Below are 15,770 nucleotides of genomic sequence, written 5' to 3' on the forward strand. Positions count from 1 at the left end.
CGAGGGCGAGGGCGCGAGGGCGAGGGCGCGAGGGCGGGGGTGAAGGGTGGGGGTCAGAGGGGGCCGGGGAGGCGGCCGGGGGCTAGGCGGCGGGCGGGGTCGAGATGCTGTTTGGCGGCGCGTAGGTGGGACAGGCCGGTCAGGTCGCCCCACAGGTCGACGGCCCGCCGGACGGCTGGCGGTGCGGCGAGCACCAGGCAGCGACCCTGCCGAGCGAGGAGTACGCCGCGCACCGCGGCCAGGATCGATGCCACCCGCTCGGGCGACAGCGCGCCAGGCAGGGCGGCGTGCACCAGACCGAGCCCGGCGGAGCCGCGGACCGGCACCGGCGCGCCGGCTGCGTCGCGCAGCGCGTAGACGGCCGCGTGCAGGTCTCTGACCGGCACCTCCAGGCGCAGCGCAGTGTCGCCGGGGGCGAACGGGTAGCTGCGCCACCAGGGCGGGGCCGACCGGGCCACCGTCGACCGGCTGCCGAACAACGACACCAACCGGTCGGCACGTTCCGTCACCTCGACGGGCCCGCCCTCCAGGAGCACCACCAGCGAGCCGGTGCCCGCCGGGCCGGTCGATCGGCGTCCCGTCATCGACGGATGCCGCGCCATCGCCTCGGCCCGGCGGTCCCGCTGTGGCCGGGGTCCCGCGCCGGCCGGCAAGTCGATCTCCACCGCCGCTGGTTCCAGGCGGGCGGCGAGCACCGCCCGGACCAGGTCGTGCACCTCCAGCGGGGTCCACACCGGTCGGGTCACCCAGACCCGGCTGGCCGGCAGCGCCTGCACCCGCAGCGTCGCACTGATCAGCACACCGAGCGCCCCCTCCGAGCCGCACAGCAATCGGGCCCGGGTCAGCCCGGTCGTCCCGCCGCCAGCCTCGGCCAACTCTCCGTCGGCGCGCAGGTAGCGCAGGCCGACCAGTTGATCGCAGGCGGTGCCGTGCCGGTGCCGCAGCGGGCCGGCCTCGTCGGCGGCGAGCACGCCCCCGATGGTGGCGCCGGGCGAAGGAGCGTCCACCGCGAGCCGCTGGCCGCTGCGTTCCAGCACGGCCTGGACCGCGCGCAGCGGCGTGCCGGCGCCGACCTCAACCGTGCCCTGGCCCGCCCGGACTGCGCGCAGCGGCGTGCCGGCGCCGATCTCGGCCGTGCCCTGGCCCGGCGACCGGTGGCCGATGCCCGCCAGCCGCCCGGTGTCGAGCATGATGTCGACCCGCTCGGGTGGAGCACCCCAGTCGATCTTGGTGCCAGCACCCCGTGGCACCACCGTCAGGTCGTGTCGGGCCGCCAGGTGCAGCACCTGCGCCGCCGCGTGTGCGCCGCCCGGCACCGCCACCCAGCGCGCCGTTCGCCCGGCCACCTCGTCGGCCGCGCCGGCGAGCCGGGCGAAGCGCGGACCGCAGATCTCGGTCAGCCGGCGGGCGATGTCGAGGGCACCGGACGAACCGGTCGAACGCGCTGGCACCATGACTACGATCGTACATGTGTTCGAATGGCCGGGTAGGGGGTTTGATCCGCCCGCTCGGCGGAGACGGCCGGTAACCTGGCGCCCGTGACCACCGAGACCCCCGTGCCCGTAGCCAGGCAGGTGCCGACCGAACGCGTCCACCACGGCGACACCGTCGTCGACGAATACGCCTGGCTGGCCGTCAAGGACGATCCGGAGACGATCAACTACCTCAACGCCGAGAACGCGTGGACCGAGGCGCGTACGGCGCACCTGTCCGGAATGCGGGCCGAGTTGTTCGAGGAGATCCGGCAGCGGACCCAGGAGACCGACCTGTCGGTGCCGACCCGCAAGGGCGGGTACTGGTACTACACCCGCACCGTGCAGGGCCAGCAGTACGGCGTGCACTGCCGTCGGGCGGTCCGCGACGGCGAGACCGCTCCGCCGATCAGCTCCGACGGTGCCCCACTCGACGGGGAGGAAATCCTGCTCGACGGCAACCTGCTCGCCGAGGGGCACGACTTCTTCTCCCTGGGCGCCTTCGACGTCAGCCCGGACGGGCGCTTCCTGGCGTACTCCACCGACTTCTCCGGGGACGAGCGGTTCACCCTGCGGATCAAGGACCTCGAAAGCGGCGAGCTGCTGCCCGACGAGATCCCCGGCACCTTCTACGGCACCGCCTGGTCCGCCGACGCCTCGGTGCTGTTCTACATCACCGTCGACGAGGCGTGGCGCCCGCACCGGGTCTGGCGGCACGTGATCGGCACGGCCACCGCCGACGACGTGGTGGTGCACGCCGAGGACGACGAGCGGTTCTGGGTCGGGGTCGAGCTGACCCGGTCGGAACGGTTCATCCTCATCGACATCGCCAGCAAGATCACCAGCGAGGTACGGGTCATCCCGGCCGGCAACCCGACCGGCGAGCCGGCGGTGATCGCTCCCCGTCGGCAGGGTGTGGAGTACTCGGTGGAGCACCACGGGCACCGGTTCCTGATCCTGCACAACGACGGCGCGGAGGACTTCGCCCTGGCGTACACGTCGGCGGACGCGCCGGGAGACTGGGTGCCGCTGATCGAGCACACCCCCGGCACCCGGCTGGAGTCGGTGGACGCCTTCGCCGATCACCTGGTCATCACCGTACGCAGCAACGGCCTGACCGGGTTGCGGGTGCTGCCGATCGGCGGCGGCGACACCCACGACATCGAGTTCCCCGAGCCGTTGCACACCGTCGGTTTGGACGCCAATCCCGAGTACCGCACCGGGAGCGTGCGGCTGCGCTACACCTCGTTGGTCACGCCGGACTCGGTGTACGACTACGACCTGGTGACCCGTCAGTTGACGCTGTTGCGCCGCCGGCCGGTGCTACCCGGTCCGGACGGACGGGCGTACCGACCCGAGGACTACGAACAGCATCGGGACTGGGCGCTGGCCGACGACGGCACCAAGGTGCCGATCTCGTTGGTCTGCCGCCGCGGCACTCCCCGCGACGGCTCCGCGCCCTGCGTCATCTACGGCTACGGCTCGTACGAGGCGAGCATGGACCCGTGGTTCTCGGTCGGCCGACTGTCCCTGCTGGACCGTGGGGTGGTCTTCGCGGTGGCCCACGTGCGGGGCGGCGGCGAACTGGGTCGCCGCTGGTACGAACAGGGCAAGATGCTGGCCAAGAAGAACACCTTCACCGATTTCGTCGCCTGCGCCCGGCATCTGGCGAAGGCCGGCTGGACCGCGCCGGACCGGCTGGTCGCCCGGGGCGGCTCAGCCGGCGGGCTGCTGATGGGCGCGGTCGCCAACCTCGCGCCGGACGCCTTCACCGGCATCGTCGCCCAGGTGCCGTTCGTGGACGCGCTCAACACGATCCTCGATCCGTCACTGCCGCTGACCATCACCGAATGGGAGGAGTGGGGCAACCCGCTGGCCGACCCGGAGGTGTACGCGTACATGAAGTCGTACACCCCGTACGAGAACGTCGCCCCGCTGGACTATCCGGCGATCCTCGCGATGACCAGCCTCAACGACACCCGGGTGTATTACCACGAGCCGGCGAAGTGGATCGCCCGGCTGCGAGCGGTCGCGCCGCAGGGCGAGTACCTTCTCAAGACCGAGATGGAGGCCGGACACGGCGGGCCCAGCGGGCGCTACGACGCCTGGCGGGAGGAGGCGTTCGTCAACGCCTGGACCCTGGACCGCCTCGGCCTGGCCTGACCGGGCCCGCTTCCCGAGTGCCTGGCGCCTCGGCGGCACCGCGACCCGCCAGGCGTCGGGCCCGGTGAGCGCCGGGCTCCAGCCGGCGCCACCCGGGTCGCGTACCACCGCTGGCACGAGGATCGAGGTAGGGCTGGGCATACCCGGGAAACGGTGCCCCCGGACGACGACACCAACCGCCGGGTGCTGGCGGCGTTGACCTATCTGCGGGCCAACTCCGCCTGATCGCGGCAGCTCAGGTGGCCCGCAGCTCCTCCACCGCTGTGCTCGAGCGGAGGAAGAGCACCCCCAGCCCGGCCGTGAGCAGGGTTGCGGCCACCGCGCCGGCTCCCAGCAGCGCCAGCTGTTCCAGCGGTACGCCGGGCGAGTGGACCACTCCGTCGACCAGCACCATCTCGATGTGGCTGTCCCGGTTGGCCGGATCAGCACACAGCTCGGCCGTCGCCCGGCAGACCGGTTCCCAGTCACCACCCGTGACGATGTCGGGGTTGAGCATCCGGCCGAGGGTGTAGCCGGCGCCGAGCGCGAGCAGCACGGCGGGCACCACCGGGGCCAGCACCTGCCAGAGGATCGAGACACCGAGGGTGGCGCGCGGCACCCCGCCCGCCACGAGGGCGGCGTACGCCCGGCGCCGCGCGGTGATTCCCTCGATCAGCATGACGAGCAGACCGGCGACGGCGATGACCACCGCCACCCCGACCGCCAGGTCGACCAGATCCATGGTGCGCAGGTAGAAGGCGTTTTGCCCATTGCTGAAATCGTCGTAGCCAGCCCGTCGGTTTTGCTCCCGCTCGAGCTGCTCTCTGAGCTCGAATCCGGCCCGGAACGCCGCCGCGCCGGCTCCGATGGCCAGCGCCGCCAGCAGGGCGGCGAAGGTCCGGCTGCCGGCCCACGGATCCTCCGTCAACCGTCGGGCCGCCAGCAACCGGGCCGGGCTGCCGGCGTACCGGTGCAGCAGCCGCCCGGTCCAGTGCGATAGCCATCCGACACCCAGGATCACGCCGAGCACGGCCGCGAACGCACCGACGAAGACGGACCCGAACACCCAGGCTTCCAGGCCGTCGCCGGACGCCTGCCGGATCGGCTCGAACAGGGCGGCCCCCAGCACGCCGAGCGCGATCAGCAGCGCCGGCCAGGGGCGGGGCCGCCCGGCCCGACGCGCTCGGCGGACCACCCCGAGCGGCGTGGCGGTGACCCGACGCAGCATCAGGGCGGTGACCGCGGCGGCGACCAGCGGCAATGCCAGCACCACCAGCGCCAGCTCCGGCACGGTCGGCAGCACGTCGGTGGGCAGGGCGAGCTGGCCGTTGACGTCCGGGCGGTGCACCAGTGCCCGGCCGACGAGGTAGGTGGCCAGCCCAGCGACCGTGCCGAGCAGGCTGGCCAGGCCGGTCTCCAGCACCGCGACCCGGGTCACCTGACCGGGAGTGGCCCCGGCCAGCCGGAACGCGGCGAGCCGGCGGTCCCGGGCCGGGGCGCCGAGCCGGGCGCACTGACCGGCCAGGGCCAGCACCGGAATGGTCAGCAGCAGAATCGCGAACGCGGTGCCGCCGCGCAGCCCGGGCTCTCGCAGCAGGGCGTTGGTGTACTGCTCGGAATGCTGTCCGGGATCGCCGGGCGGCGTCTGGATGGCCAGGACGCTCAGCGCGGCCAGCACCGCGAGGGCGGCCAGGGCCGCACTCAGCGCGGTCAGCGCCAACCGGGCCGCGTCGGTGCGGTTGCCGACCAGGGCGAGCCGGATGAAGGTGCCGGGTCTCACCGGGGACCGCCGGCCAGCGGAGCGGCGTCCAAACCCAGGCCGGTGTGGTCGATCACGCCGTCGCGCAGCACGATCTCGCGATCGGCGTACGCGGCGATCCTGGGCTCGTGGGTGATCAGCACCACCGTCGTGCGCTGCTCCCGGGCGAGCCGGACCAGTTGGGTGAGCACCTGCTCGCCGGTGAGCGTGTCGAGCGCGCCGGTCGGCTCGTCGGCGAAGAGCACCCGTGGCTCGGTGACCAGGGCTCGGGCGGTGGCGCAGCGCTGCTGTTGGCCGCCGGACATCTCACCGGGCCGGACATCGGCGAGTTGCGCCACGCCGAAGCGGTCCAGCCAGGTGAGCGCCGCCGTCCGGGCCGCTCGCCGCCCCGTGCCGGCGAGCAACAGCGGAAGGGCGACGTTCTCCGCCGCGGTCAGCTCGGCGACGAGTTGCCCGAACTGGAACAACACCCCGAACTCGGTGCGCCGCAGCCGGGACCGGGCCGCCTCCGACCAGGTGTCGATCCGGTGGCCGTGCCAGCTCACCTCACCGGCGTCGGGGCGCAGGATGCCCGCCAGGCAGTGCAGCAGGGTGGATTTGCCGCAGCCGCTCGGCCCGGTCACCGCGACGATCTCGCCCTCGGCGACGTCCAGCGTGACGCCGCGCAGGGCGGGCGTGGGGCCGTACGATTTCACCAACCCGCGAGCCTGTAACTGCGTCATGGGTGCACCTCCCGGTGCCAGTCGGCGACCCGGTCCAGGGTGGTGTGCAACCAGCGCAGGTCGGCGTCGAGATGGGCGATGGCGTAGTCGGCCGCGACCACGTCGTCGATGGTGGCCGACGGGGCGGTCTTCAGTGCGGTCAGCTCACGTAGCCGGTCGGTGTGCGCCCGGCGTTGGGCGATCAGGTATGCCCGGGCCCGATCCACGTCGGCGGCCAGTAGCGCCACCACCACCTTGGCGAAGAGCGTGCTGTTGACGTGTGGCATCGGCGGCTCCACGGTGCCCAGCCACCGGTCCAGCGCCGTCCGGCCCTCCTCGGTCAACGCATAGGCCGTCCGGTCGGGGCCGGCCAGGCGTTCCTGCCCGGCCGGCGTCACCAGACCGTCCCGCAGCAGCCGCCCCAACGTGGCGTAGACCTGCCCGTACGCCAGCGGGCGGGCCTGCGGCAGCCGTTCGTCGTGGGCGCGCTTCAGCTCGTACCCGTGCTTGGTGCCGCTGGCGAGCAGTCCCAACAGAACGTGCGGTGTGGACACTCCACCACTATTCACTCAGCGAATAGCCGGCGTCAAGCCCGCACCCGGCGCGTCGGGCGCCGGCCACCGCGCGGCGACTGCGCTCGCGCCCGGCGCGTCGGGCGCCGGCCACCGCGCGGCGACTGCTCGCGTGTCCTGGCCGCTTCCGTCCCTGCTCGGACCGCCGCGCCCTGGTCAGGGCATTGGCGACCAGGCCGGGTCGCGGCCGGTGAGGGCGAGCAGTCGGGGCAGGTCCGGCAGGGCGGCGTCGACCGCCACCGGCTCGGCGAAGACGCCCGCCTGCCGGGCCTGCGGACCGAGTTGACCGGTCAGTTCGTGCAGGGCGGGCAGCACTTCGGACGACGGCTCGTACTCCTGACCGGTGGCGACCGCGAGGTCCCAGCCGTGCACCGTGAGGTCGAGCAGCACCATGCCGCCGAGGGTCGACTGAGGCATGCCCATCCCGGTCGAGACGCCCTGCTCGCTGGCCGGATCCGACCACGCTTCGATCAGCCGGCGAATCTCCACCGCGAACCGGTCCCGCCAGCCTTCGGTGAGATGATCGGGCTTGTCGGCCCAGCTCACCGGCTTCCGGGCGGCAAGGGTCTGGAAGTTGACCACCACCTCGTACAGGTGGTTGAGCAGGTCGCGGACGGCGTATTCCCGGCAGGGAGTCGGCAGGTCCAGCTGGTCGTCGGTGATCGCCTGGACCACCGCCACGGTTCGCGGCGCGGCCGCTGCCAGGAAATCACTAGTCTGAGTGGCCATAGGGCCAGCGTACGAAGGTGGTCTTGAAGAAATGCGACAGCCGCGCGGGGACAGTCGCGGCATCCTCGATCCGGCCCGGTTGATGCGACAGGTTCGGTTCCGCCGGCACCTGCCCGCTGCCCCGTTGCAACGTTGGATCGAGCATTACTGGCTCATCGACTGGGAGCTGACCGAGCCGTTCGAGCAGCGCGTCGTGCCACATCCCGCGGTGAACGTGGTGTTCCAGCGCGACGGCGACCGGCCGGAACGCGCCGAGGTGGCCGGGGTGGGTCTGGACGTCTTCTCGATCGTGCTCGCCGGCACCGGTCGGGTCTGCGGCGTACAGTTCCGGCCCGGCGGTTTCCACCCGTTCTGGCGCCGCTCGGTGGCCGAGCTGACCGGCCGGCGCCGGCACTTCGCCGAGCTGGCCGACCGTTGGCCGCCAGCCGCCGCGCCGCCCCCCGTCATCTGCTCCGGCACGGACGCCGACCGCTGCCGGGCCCTGGACGAACTGCTCACGAGCTGGGCGCCCCGGCCCGACCCGGTCACCGACGAGGTGCTGCGGCTGGTCGAGGCCATCCGGACGGATCGAACCGTACGGCGGGTCGACGAGTTCGCCCGCGACCACGGGCTCTCGGTCCGCCGGCTGCAGCGCCTCTTCCTCACCCGGGTCGGTGTCGGTCCGAAGTGGGTGATCCGCCGCTACCGCTTGCACGAGGCGATCGAACGGGCCACCGACGGCCCGCCCCACTGGGCTGCCCTCGCCGCCGAACTCGGCTACAGCGACCAGGCCCACCTGATCCGCGACTTCACCGCCGTCACCGGCACCTCCCCCGGCACATATTCACCCCGCCCGCCGCGCACCGGTGCCGGTTGTTAATAAGGGGCCCTTTCCCTACACGAGGCGTTAATAAGGGGCCCTTCCTTACACCTCAGCGGCGGCGGAGGGCGACGACGGCTACGTCGTCCTGGATCTCGTCGGGGGCCAGCTCGACGAGCAGCCGCTCGCAGAACCGGTCGAGGTCGGTGTCGACCTGCGCGGCGCACGCCGCCAGCGCCTTCAGTCCCTCGTCGATGCTGATGTCGCGCCGTTCGATCAGACCATCGGTGTAGAAGACGATCGTCGCCCCGCGCGGCAGCACGAACTCCAGGTCGGCCGGACGCGGTGCCCGCACCCCGAGCAGCGGGGCGGAGTGCTGGACGAACTCGGTCTTGCCGTCCAGGCTGATCAGGGCTGGCAGGTGGCCGGCGCTGGCCAGCCGGACGTGTCCGGTGGCCGGCTCCAGCAGCAGTACGCAGGTGGTCGCCAGCTCGTTCGGGAGAAGCGTACGCATCAGCTCGTTGACCCGGTGCAGGATCTCGCCCGGCTGGTGTCCCTCGACCGCGTACGCCCGCAGCGCGTGCCGCAGCTCGGCCATCACCGTCGCGGCGTGCAGGGAGTGCCCGGCCACGTCGCCGATCGCCAGCAACAGATGGCCGTCGAGCATCACCAGCTCGTAGAAGTCGCCGCCCACCTCGGTCTGCATGCTGGCCGGCTCGTAGCGCACGGCCAGGTCGAGCCCGGCGATCTCCGGGATGCGGCGCGGCAGCAGACTGCGCTGGAGCGTCACCGCGATGCGGTGTTCCTCGTCGAAGGAACGCTGCGCCTCCACCGCCGACGCCACCGCCTGCGCCAACTGCCGCAGCACCGGCCTACGGGCGGTCTGCGTCGCGGTGGGCACCACGACGTAGAGCGGCGCCCGGTCCTCCCGAAGCCGGGCGGCGGCCACGGTGATCGTGTCGCCGGCTGGCCAGTCGAGCAACGCCCAGTCGTTCGGCGCATGCACCCGCACGGTCGCCCCGGTCGGCACCCCGCTGTCGTCGACGGACCACGGAACGATCGTGGCCGGCGCATCCGGACCAACACAGATCCCGGCCAGGCAGTGACCGTCGAACGTCTCGGCGATCACCGCCGCCGGGCTCTTGAAGATCTCCGCGGCACCGGTCGCCGCCGCCTCGAGCAGCCGGGTGAAGTTCGGTGCGGCGTGCACCGCCACGGTGGTGTCCGCCAGTCCGGTGAGCCGCTCGGCGAGCAACTCGGCCCGCTGGCGAGCCTGGTAGTAGCGCAGTACCGCGTGGGCGGTGGCGACCAGTTCCTCCGGCTCGATCGGCTCCGCCAGGTACGCGTCCGCGCCCCGGGTCAGTCCCTGCGTACGATCCGCCACGTCGACCGCGTGCGCGGACACGTGGATCACCGGCAACGCGGGATGCATCGACTTGATCTGTTCACACACCTCGAAGCCGCTCAGGTCCGGCAGCCGGACGTCGAGCACCACCAGGTCGATCGGATCCACCTCGACCCGGTTCAGGGCCTCACTCCCGGTCTCCGCCTCCAGCACGGTGAACCCGGCCCGGGCCAGCCAGTTCACCAGGAGGTAACGCTTGGTCCGGCTGTCGTCGACCACCAACACGGTTGCCGCGCCGTCCATGTCACGCTCCGTCTGCCGGCAGCGAGACGATGAAGGTGCTGCCCCGGCCCGACTCGCTGGCCATGTCGAGGGTGCCACCGAGCAGGGTCACCAGTCGGCGTGCGTACGGCAGACCGAGACCCGTGCCGCCAACTCTGGTCGGGCCCGGCACCTGGTAGAACTCCTCGAACACCCGCTCGTGCTGCTCCGCCGGGATGCCCGGACCGGTGTCGGACACGGACAGCCGCCAGGTGCCCGCACGCCGCTCGGCGCGCAGCCGGACCTCGCCCCGAGTGGTGAACTTCAGACCGTTGTGCAGCAGGTTACGCAGCACCTGCGCGAGGAGCACCTCGTCGGTGCGTACCGTGGCCGGCGGGGCGGGATCCTCCACCACCAGATCGACCTCCGGGCCGGTGCGCAGCGCCCGGAGCGTGCCGCGCAGCTGACCGAAGACGGCCCGCAGGTCCACCTCGGCCCACTCCGGTTCGATCCGGCCCGATTCCGCCTTGGCCAGGTCGAGCAGCTCGTTGACCAGCGTGAGCAGGTCCGACGCCGAGGAGCGGATCAGGCCGACCTGACGCTCCTGCTCTGCGGTGAGCGGGTCGGACGCGGAGTCGTTCAGCAACCGGGCCAGTCCGATGATCGCGGTGACCGGTGCCCGCAGCTCGTGACTGACGTTCGCCAGGAAGCGGGTCTTCGACTCGCTCGCCGCACGCAGCTGCGCCGACTTCTCGTCCAGCTCGGCGTAGAGGGCCACCACGCCACGGTTGGTCTCCTCCAACTCGTCGGTGAGCTGGTGGTAGAGCGCCAGCACGCCACGGTTGGTCTGCTCCAGCTCCTCGTTGAGCCGGGCCAACTCGTCGCGCTGGCTGCGTACCTCGTCGAGGGCGGCGATGAGCTGTGAGTTCTGGGTGGCGAGTTCCTCGTCGACGGTGCCCGGTGACGCCGTGTCGAGCTGGGCGCGCAGCCCCGCGAGGCGTTCCGGGGTGAACGCCTGCGTGGTTACCGGGACTCGTCGGGACATCCTCACGACCGTATCCCCATCGACCGCCACCACGCTCAACGTGTCCACCAGGCGCGCCACCGCACCGGACTGTGGCTCGTACCGCCCGTTGGGCAGGGAGCCGACCGGGGCGAGGTCGATCCTCAGGTGACGCTGGCCGTCCGCGGTGCCGGCGACGGCGAACACCACGTCCGCTCCGCCGACGGTGAGCAGCATGTCCCGAGCGACCTCGCTCAGCGCGGTGGCGAGTCGGACCTGGTCCTGGTGCTCCAGGCCGACCGCAGCGGCGACCTCCCGGCCACGCTGGCGGAGCACGAAGATGTCCCGCTCCACCCGCAGCGGCATCTGCAGCAGCGGCGCACTCATGACCAGAACCTTGCCACCAGCACCCCGGCGTCGTCCCGCCGGACACCGGCGTCCCGCAGCAGGGTGGCGGCCACCACCAGTGGCGACCGTTCGGCCAGGCCGGGGTAGTCGACGAGTTGCCAGCGGTCGACCACACCATCGGTGTGCATGATCAGCAGGCTGTCGGGGGCGAAGGGGTAGTCGTACTGTCGGATCCTCGGGCGTTGGTGCCCCGCGATGCCGGGCAGCGACACCAACCCGCGCCGCCGCCCGTCCCCGGTGATCACATGGCCGCCGATGTTGCCCAGCCCGGCGTAGCGCAGCACGCCGGCCGCCGGGTCCGGCTCGGCCACGGCGAGCGCGGCGCCACGGGTGTGTGACAACGACCGGTGCAGGTGTCCGACCACGTCGGCCGGGGAGGCGGGCGGGGCGTCCCGGAACGCGGTGAGCGCGGCGTCGGTGGCGGCGGCGGCCAGCGGCCCGTGCCCGAGACCGTCGGTGACCAGCACCTGACGGCGGTCGCCGATGATCCGCCAGGCCTGACCGTCCCCGCTGATCGTCTGCCCGGTCAGTGGGCGGGTGAGCCCGCCGACCCAGGGCTGCGTGGTGTCCGCGGCGGCGAAGACCCGCACGGCGATGACCGTTCCCCGCCCCGGCCGGGAGTAGGCGTCGAACCAGCTCGCCTGGCGGACGATCGAGCCCAGGCCGATGCCGAGGGTGCCGGCGGTGGAGTGTCCGTCGCGCGTGGCGTCGGTGAGGTCTGTCATGCCCGGCCCGGCGTCGATCGAGATCAGTTCGACGCCGGCGTCCAGTTCACGGCGCACCGGCCGGAGCAGCAGCATCCCGTCCTCGGCATGCTTGATCAGGTTGCTGGTCAACTCGGCGGCGACGATGGCCAGGTCGGCGATCCGGCCGGCGGGCAGGCCCAGTTGGTCACCCAGACGCTCGGCCGTCCGGCGCACCCCGCTGCCGGCGCTGTCGCTCTCCACCCGGAACCAGAGGCCCCGGTCGGAGACCGGTTCGGCGGTCACCGGGACCACTTGGTAATCGTGATCCGGGTGCCCTGGCCCGGAGCTGTCCTGATGTCGAACTCGTCCACCAGCCGCCGGGCGCCGCTGAGACCGAGGCCGAGACCGCCACCGGTGGTGTAGCCGTCGGTCAGGGCGAGTTCCAGGTCGGCGATGCCGGGACCGGAGTCGGCGAAGAGGATCCTGATGCCCTGCCTGCGACCATTGTCGACGATGCTCACCTCGACGGTGCCCCCGCCGGCGTAGACCAGGGTGTTCCGGGCCAGTTCGCTGGCTGCGGTGACCACTTTGGTCTGGTCGACCAGGGAGAGCTTGGCCGCCACCGCCACCGTACGGACCAGCTGTCGGACGCGTACCACGTCCTCGTCGCTGCCCACCGTCTGCGTGTGCGGACGACCCAGGTCCACCCCGCTGGTCACGGCGACGCCGTCGACTCGGCGTCCGGGCCGTCGTCGAACTCGTCGTGGTCGTCGTCGGCGCGATTGGCCCCGATGAGTTCCATACCCCGCTCGACGTTCAGGGCGGTACGGATGCCGTTGAGCGACAACCCCAACTCGACCAGCGTGATGGCGACCGCCGGTCGCATCCCGACGACCACCGTCTCCGCGTCGAGCACCCGGGAGATCGAGGCGATGGTGGAGAGCATCCGCCCGACGAACGAGTCGACGATGTCCAGCGCGGTGATGTCGATGATCACGCCGTGGCTGCCGGTGGCCACGATCCGCTCGGCCAGATCCTCCTGAAGCGCGACGGCCGTCTGGTCCGACATGTCGACCTGGATTGACACCAGCAGGATGTCGCCGATCTTGAGGATCGGCACCCGCTCCATCACAATTCCCGGCGGGGCTGGCGGCGGCTGGTTTCGACCCCGGTCAGGCGCAGCACGTGCCGCAGCGCGTCGGCGAGGCTGGCCTTGGTGGCGATGTCACCGAACTCGATGCCGAGCGCGACGATCGTCTGAGCGATCTGTGGGCGGATGCCGGAGATGATGCAGTCGGCGCCCATCAGCCGGGCAGCCACCACGGTCTTCAGGATGTGCTGGGCGACCTGGGTGTCCACCGCCGGTACGCCGGTGATGTCGATGATCGCGTACGGCGAGCTGGTCTCGACCAGGGTCTGCAGCAGCCGTTCCATCACCACCTGGGCGCGGGCCGAGTCGAGGGTGCCGACCAGCGGCACCGCGACCACGCCCTCCCAGAGCTTGACCACCGGGGTGGAGAGCTCCAGGAGTTGCTCGGCCTGGTCGGCGATCAGGCTCTCCCGGGTACGCACGTAGCTCTCGAAGGTGAACAGCCCCATCTGGTCGATCAGGGCGGAGAAGGCGACGAAGTCGCGCAGCTTGTCGGCGTTGTGGTCGGCCTCCATGACGGTCAGCAGGGCGTCCTTGAGCGCGAACACTCCACTGGCCGTCTCGGTGGCGGAGAAGCCCTCCCGGGCCTGCCCACGGGACAGTTCAGCGAGCACCGCCCGCAGTTCGACGGACTCCTCGCTGGCGAGATCGGCCGCACCCTTGTCGAGCGCGTCGACCAGGGCGCGGTGCAGTTCCTGCACCTGCCGGATCAGTTCCGCCTGGCTGAGCCGGCCATGCAGTTGCCCGGCTACAACCTCGGCCCACCGCTGAGTGATCTGGTCGACGTGACTGGACAGCAGAACAGCAAGCCGGCCGCTTTCGTCAGCGCTGAGCGCCATCGCAAAACCCCCTCGACCCGGACCGGCCGGACTCTATCACCGCAGACCCGCAAACTACTTGCCGCAGAGCAATCGAATGATGGTGGACACGGGATCGTGCTCCCGTTCTGCGTACCGCGACCCGCGTGGGATAACGTTCGTCAGATAAACAGGAGGTCTGGCAAATGTCCTTGACGGTGCACACGGAACAGCGCGGTGACGTCGTCGTCGTGTCGGTCGCGGGCGAACTGGACATGGCCACCGCACCGCAGTTGCAGGACCAGATCACCGACCTGCTCGACAAGGGGCGCAACCGTCTCGTCTTCGACCTGTCGGACGTCTCGTTCTGCGACTCCACCGGGCTGTCGGTGTTCGTCCGCGCCAAGAACAGCTGCGACGAGGCCGGCGGCGTGGTGCGCCTGGCCGCCCCGCAGCGGGGAGTGCTGCGGATTCTGGAAGTGAGCGGCCTGGTCGAGGTGCTCCACACATACCCCACCGTCGAGCAGGCGGTCGCGGGCGATCCCACGCCCGCCTCGTCCTGACGCCACCGGCTCAGCGCTCGTCCTCGATGTAGCGAGGGCGGGCGATCAGCACTCCTGCGCCGGTCTGCACCGCGAGCGCGGCCAGCAGGAAGCCGACCGGCGCGGTCCATCCGCCGGTGCTCTCGTAGAGGATCCCGACCAGCAGCGGCCCCAGCGCCGCGATGACGTATCCCGTGCTCTGCGCGAAGGCTGACAGCGCCACCGTCCCGTCGGCGGTGCGGGCCCGCAGCCCGATGGTGGTCAGGATGAGCGGGAACGCACCCTGACCGAACGCCAGCAGCACCACCCACAGCACCGCCCCGTCGCGTGGCGCGAACGCCAGACCCAGGTATGCCAGGCTGGAAGCGGCGGTCAGCGCGAAGATCAGCGGACGCAGGTTACCCAGCCGACCGGCCAATGCCGGCATCAGCAGCGCGATCGGCACCCCGAGCGCGGTCACCCCGGCGAGCAGCAGCCCGGCGTCCTGCGGGCGGAAACCCGCGTCCCGGAACAACTGGGCCAACCAACCCATGATCGCGTACCCGCTCAGCGACTGCGCCCCGAAGTAGATCGCCATGGCCCAGCCGAGCCGGGTGCGTCCGGGCCGGATGCCCGGCCGGGCGGCGGTCGCGGCGCCCCGGGTCGCTCGCCGCGTCGCGGTCCGGCTGCGCAGCGCCGCCGGCAGCCACGGGAGTACGGCCACCGCCGCCAGCCCCGCCCAGACGCCCAGCCCCGCCCGCCACGAGCCGAAAGCGTGCGCCACCGGCACAGCGGAGGCGGCGGCCACCGTCGTGCCCACCGTCAACGCCATCGTGTACGCCCCGGTGACCAGCCCGGTGCGGTGCGGAAAGTGCTGCTTGACCAGCATCGGCAGGAGGATGTTCGCCACCGCGATACCGGCCAGCGCCAGCGCGCTGGTCAGCAGGAACACCACGGCGGACCCGGTGACCGCCCGCAGCAGCTGGCCGGTGGTGAGGGCGAGCATCCCGAACACCAGCAGCCGGGCCGGGGAGAGCCGGCGGACCAGCCACGGGGTGGCCGCCCCGAGCCCGGCGAAGGCGATGGCGGGCAGGGTGGTGACGAAGCCGGCCATCGCGCCGGAGAACGCCAGCCCGACGCGTACCTCGTCAAGCAGGGCACCCAGGCTGGTCACGGCGGCCCGCAGGTTCAGCGCCACCAGCAGCATCCCGGCCAGTACCAGCAGCCCGCCGGTGGCACGGGGCGTGCCGCCCCGGACCGTCGCGGCGACGGCACCGGTCGAATCGATGCCGAGCGGCGTCAGTTCGCCGGTGGCCGCCGGGGTCGAGGCGAGCGGACGTCCGCCGGCGGTGGTTGTCGGGACGGGGGTGCCGGCGGGTGACGGGGGCATGACCTCGAACCTACAATCATGGGATGAATTCCTGC

General features: G+C 71.9%; 15 protein-coding genes. 3 read left to right on the forward strand and 12 right to left on the reverse strand.

Features of this window, described 5'->3' with window-relative positions:
* Positions 1-53: 53 nt before the first annotated feature.
* Positions 54-1,454, reverse strand: a complete 1,401-nt coding sequence (locus Vqi01_RS25540) for an FAD-binding oxidoreductase (RefSeq protein WP_204037412.1) — start codon at positions 1,452-1,454, stop codon at positions 54-56.
* A gap of 84 nt (positions 1,455-1,538) precedes the next feature.
* Here Vqi01_RS25540 and Vqi01_RS25545 point away from each other — a divergent pair, with 84 nt between their 5' ends.
* Complete coding sequence (locus Vqi01_RS25545) at positions 1,539-3,635, forward strand: S9 family peptidase (protein ID WP_204037414.1); 2,097 nt, start codon at positions 1,539-1,541, stop codon at positions 3,633-3,635.
* Between the two features lie 235 nt (positions 3,636-3,870).
* Here Vqi01_RS25545 and Vqi01_RS25550 read toward each other — a convergent pair whose 3' ends face one another.
* The 4 genes from Vqi01_RS25550 to Vqi01_RS25565 all read right to left on the reverse strand — a co-directional run bounded on the left by Vqi01_RS25550 (position 3,871) and on the right by Vqi01_RS25565 (position 7,375).
* The gene (locus tag Vqi01_RS25550) at positions 3,871-5,394 is read right to left on the reverse strand and encodes an FtsX-like permease family protein (RefSeq protein WP_204037416.1); all 1,524 of its coding nucleotides are present in this window, start codon (positions 5,392-5,394) and stop codon (positions 3,871-3,873) included.
* Entirely contained in the window at positions 5,391-6,095 is a 705-nt protein-coding gene (locus Vqi01_RS25555; RefSeq protein WP_204037417.1) for an ABC transporter ATP-binding protein, read from the reverse strand. Before Vqi01_RS25555 ends, Vqi01_RS25550 begins: the two co-directional genes overlap by 4 nt.
* The gene (locus tag Vqi01_RS25560) at positions 6,092-6,628 is read right to left on the reverse strand and encodes a PadR family transcriptional regulator (protein ID WP_204037419.1); all 537 of its coding nucleotides are present in this window, start codon (positions 6,626-6,628) and stop codon (positions 6,092-6,094) included. The genes Vqi01_RS25555 and Vqi01_RS25560 overlap by 4 nt, the downstream gene beginning before the upstream one ends.
* A 174-nt stretch (positions 6,629-6,802) precedes the next feature.
* A complete protein-coding gene (locus Vqi01_RS25565; protein WP_204037421.1) occupies positions 6,803-7,375 on the reverse strand; it encodes a TIGR03086 family metal-binding protein in 573 nt (190 codons plus the stop codon).
* Positions 7,376-7,406: 31 nt separating this feature from the next.
* On the opposite strand from Vqi01_RS25565, the gene Vqi01_RS25570 reads away from it, so the two are divergent.
* Positions 7,407-8,234 (forward strand): helix-turn-helix domain-containing protein, encoded by an 828-nt coding sequence (locus tag Vqi01_RS25570; protein WP_239098661.1) that lies wholly within the window; start codon positions 7,407-7,409, stop codon positions 8,232-8,234.
* A gap of 52 nt (positions 8,235-8,286) precedes the next feature.
* Here the strand turns inward: Vqi01_RS25570 and Vqi01_RS25575 are convergent, their stop codons facing one another.
* From Vqi01_RS25575 to Vqi01_RS25600, 6 genes are read right to left on the reverse strand one after another with little or no spacing between them, the layout of a single operon-like run.
* On the reverse strand, positions 8,287-9,822 hold the full coding sequence (locus Vqi01_RS25575) for a SpoIIE family protein phosphatase (protein ID WP_204037423.1): 1,536 nt from the start codon (positions 9,820-9,822) through the stop codon (positions 8,287-8,289).
* A gap of 1 nt (position 9,823) precedes the next feature.
* Positions 9,824-11,170 carry a sensor histidine kinase gene (locus tag Vqi01_RS25580; protein WP_204037424.1) on the reverse strand — a complete coding sequence of 449 codons (1,347 nt, stop codon included), beginning with the start codon at positions 11,168-11,170 and terminating at the stop codon, positions 9,824-9,826.
* A complete protein-coding gene (locus Vqi01_RS25585) occupies positions 11,167-12,189 on the reverse strand; it encodes a SpoIIE family protein phosphatase (protein ID WP_239098662.1) in 1,023 nt (340 codons plus the stop codon). Before Vqi01_RS25585 ends, Vqi01_RS25580 begins: the two co-directional genes overlap by 4 nt.
* Positions 12,177-12,596, reverse strand: coding sequence for an anti-sigma regulatory factor (locus tag Vqi01_RS25590; RefSeq protein WP_204037426.1), 420 nt, complete (start codon positions 12,594-12,596; stop codon positions 12,177-12,179). Before Vqi01_RS25590 ends, Vqi01_RS25585 begins: the two co-directional genes overlap by 13 nt.
* Positions 12,593-13,006: an STAS domain-containing protein gene (locus tag Vqi01_RS25595; RefSeq protein WP_204037428.1), complete on the reverse strand. Its 414-nt coding sequence runs from the start codon at positions 13,004-13,006 to the stop codon at positions 12,593-12,595. Before Vqi01_RS25595 ends, Vqi01_RS25590 begins: the two co-directional genes overlap by 4 nt.
* Positions 13,006-13,866, reverse strand: a complete 861-nt coding sequence (locus Vqi01_RS25600; RefSeq protein WP_204037429.1) for an STAS domain-containing protein — start codon at positions 13,864-13,866, stop codon at positions 13,006-13,008. Before Vqi01_RS25600 ends, Vqi01_RS25595 begins: the two co-directional genes overlap by 1 nt.
* 164 nt (positions 13,867-14,030) lie before the next feature.
* Here Vqi01_RS25600 and Vqi01_RS25605 point away from each other — a divergent pair, with 164 nt between their 5' ends.
* Positions 14,031-14,387: an STAS domain-containing protein gene (locus tag Vqi01_RS25605; protein ID WP_204037431.1), complete on the forward strand. Its 357-nt coding sequence runs from the start codon at positions 14,031-14,033 to the stop codon at positions 14,385-14,387.
* A 10-nt stretch (positions 14,388-14,397) separates the two neighbouring features.
* Here the strand turns inward: Vqi01_RS25605 and Vqi01_RS25610 are convergent, their stop codons facing one another.
* Positions 14,398-15,735 (reverse strand): MFS transporter, encoded by a 1,338-nt coding sequence (locus Vqi01_RS25610; RefSeq protein ID WP_204037432.1) that lies wholly within the window; start codon positions 15,733-15,735, stop codon positions 14,398-14,400.
* Between the last annotated feature and the right edge of the window lie 35 nt (positions 15,736-15,770).

Origin of the sequence: Micromonospora qiuiae, from assembly GCF_016863555.1 — a bacterium.
GTDB lineage: Bacteria > Actinomycetota > Actinomycetes > Mycobacteriales > Micromonosporaceae > Micromonospora > Micromonospora qiuiae.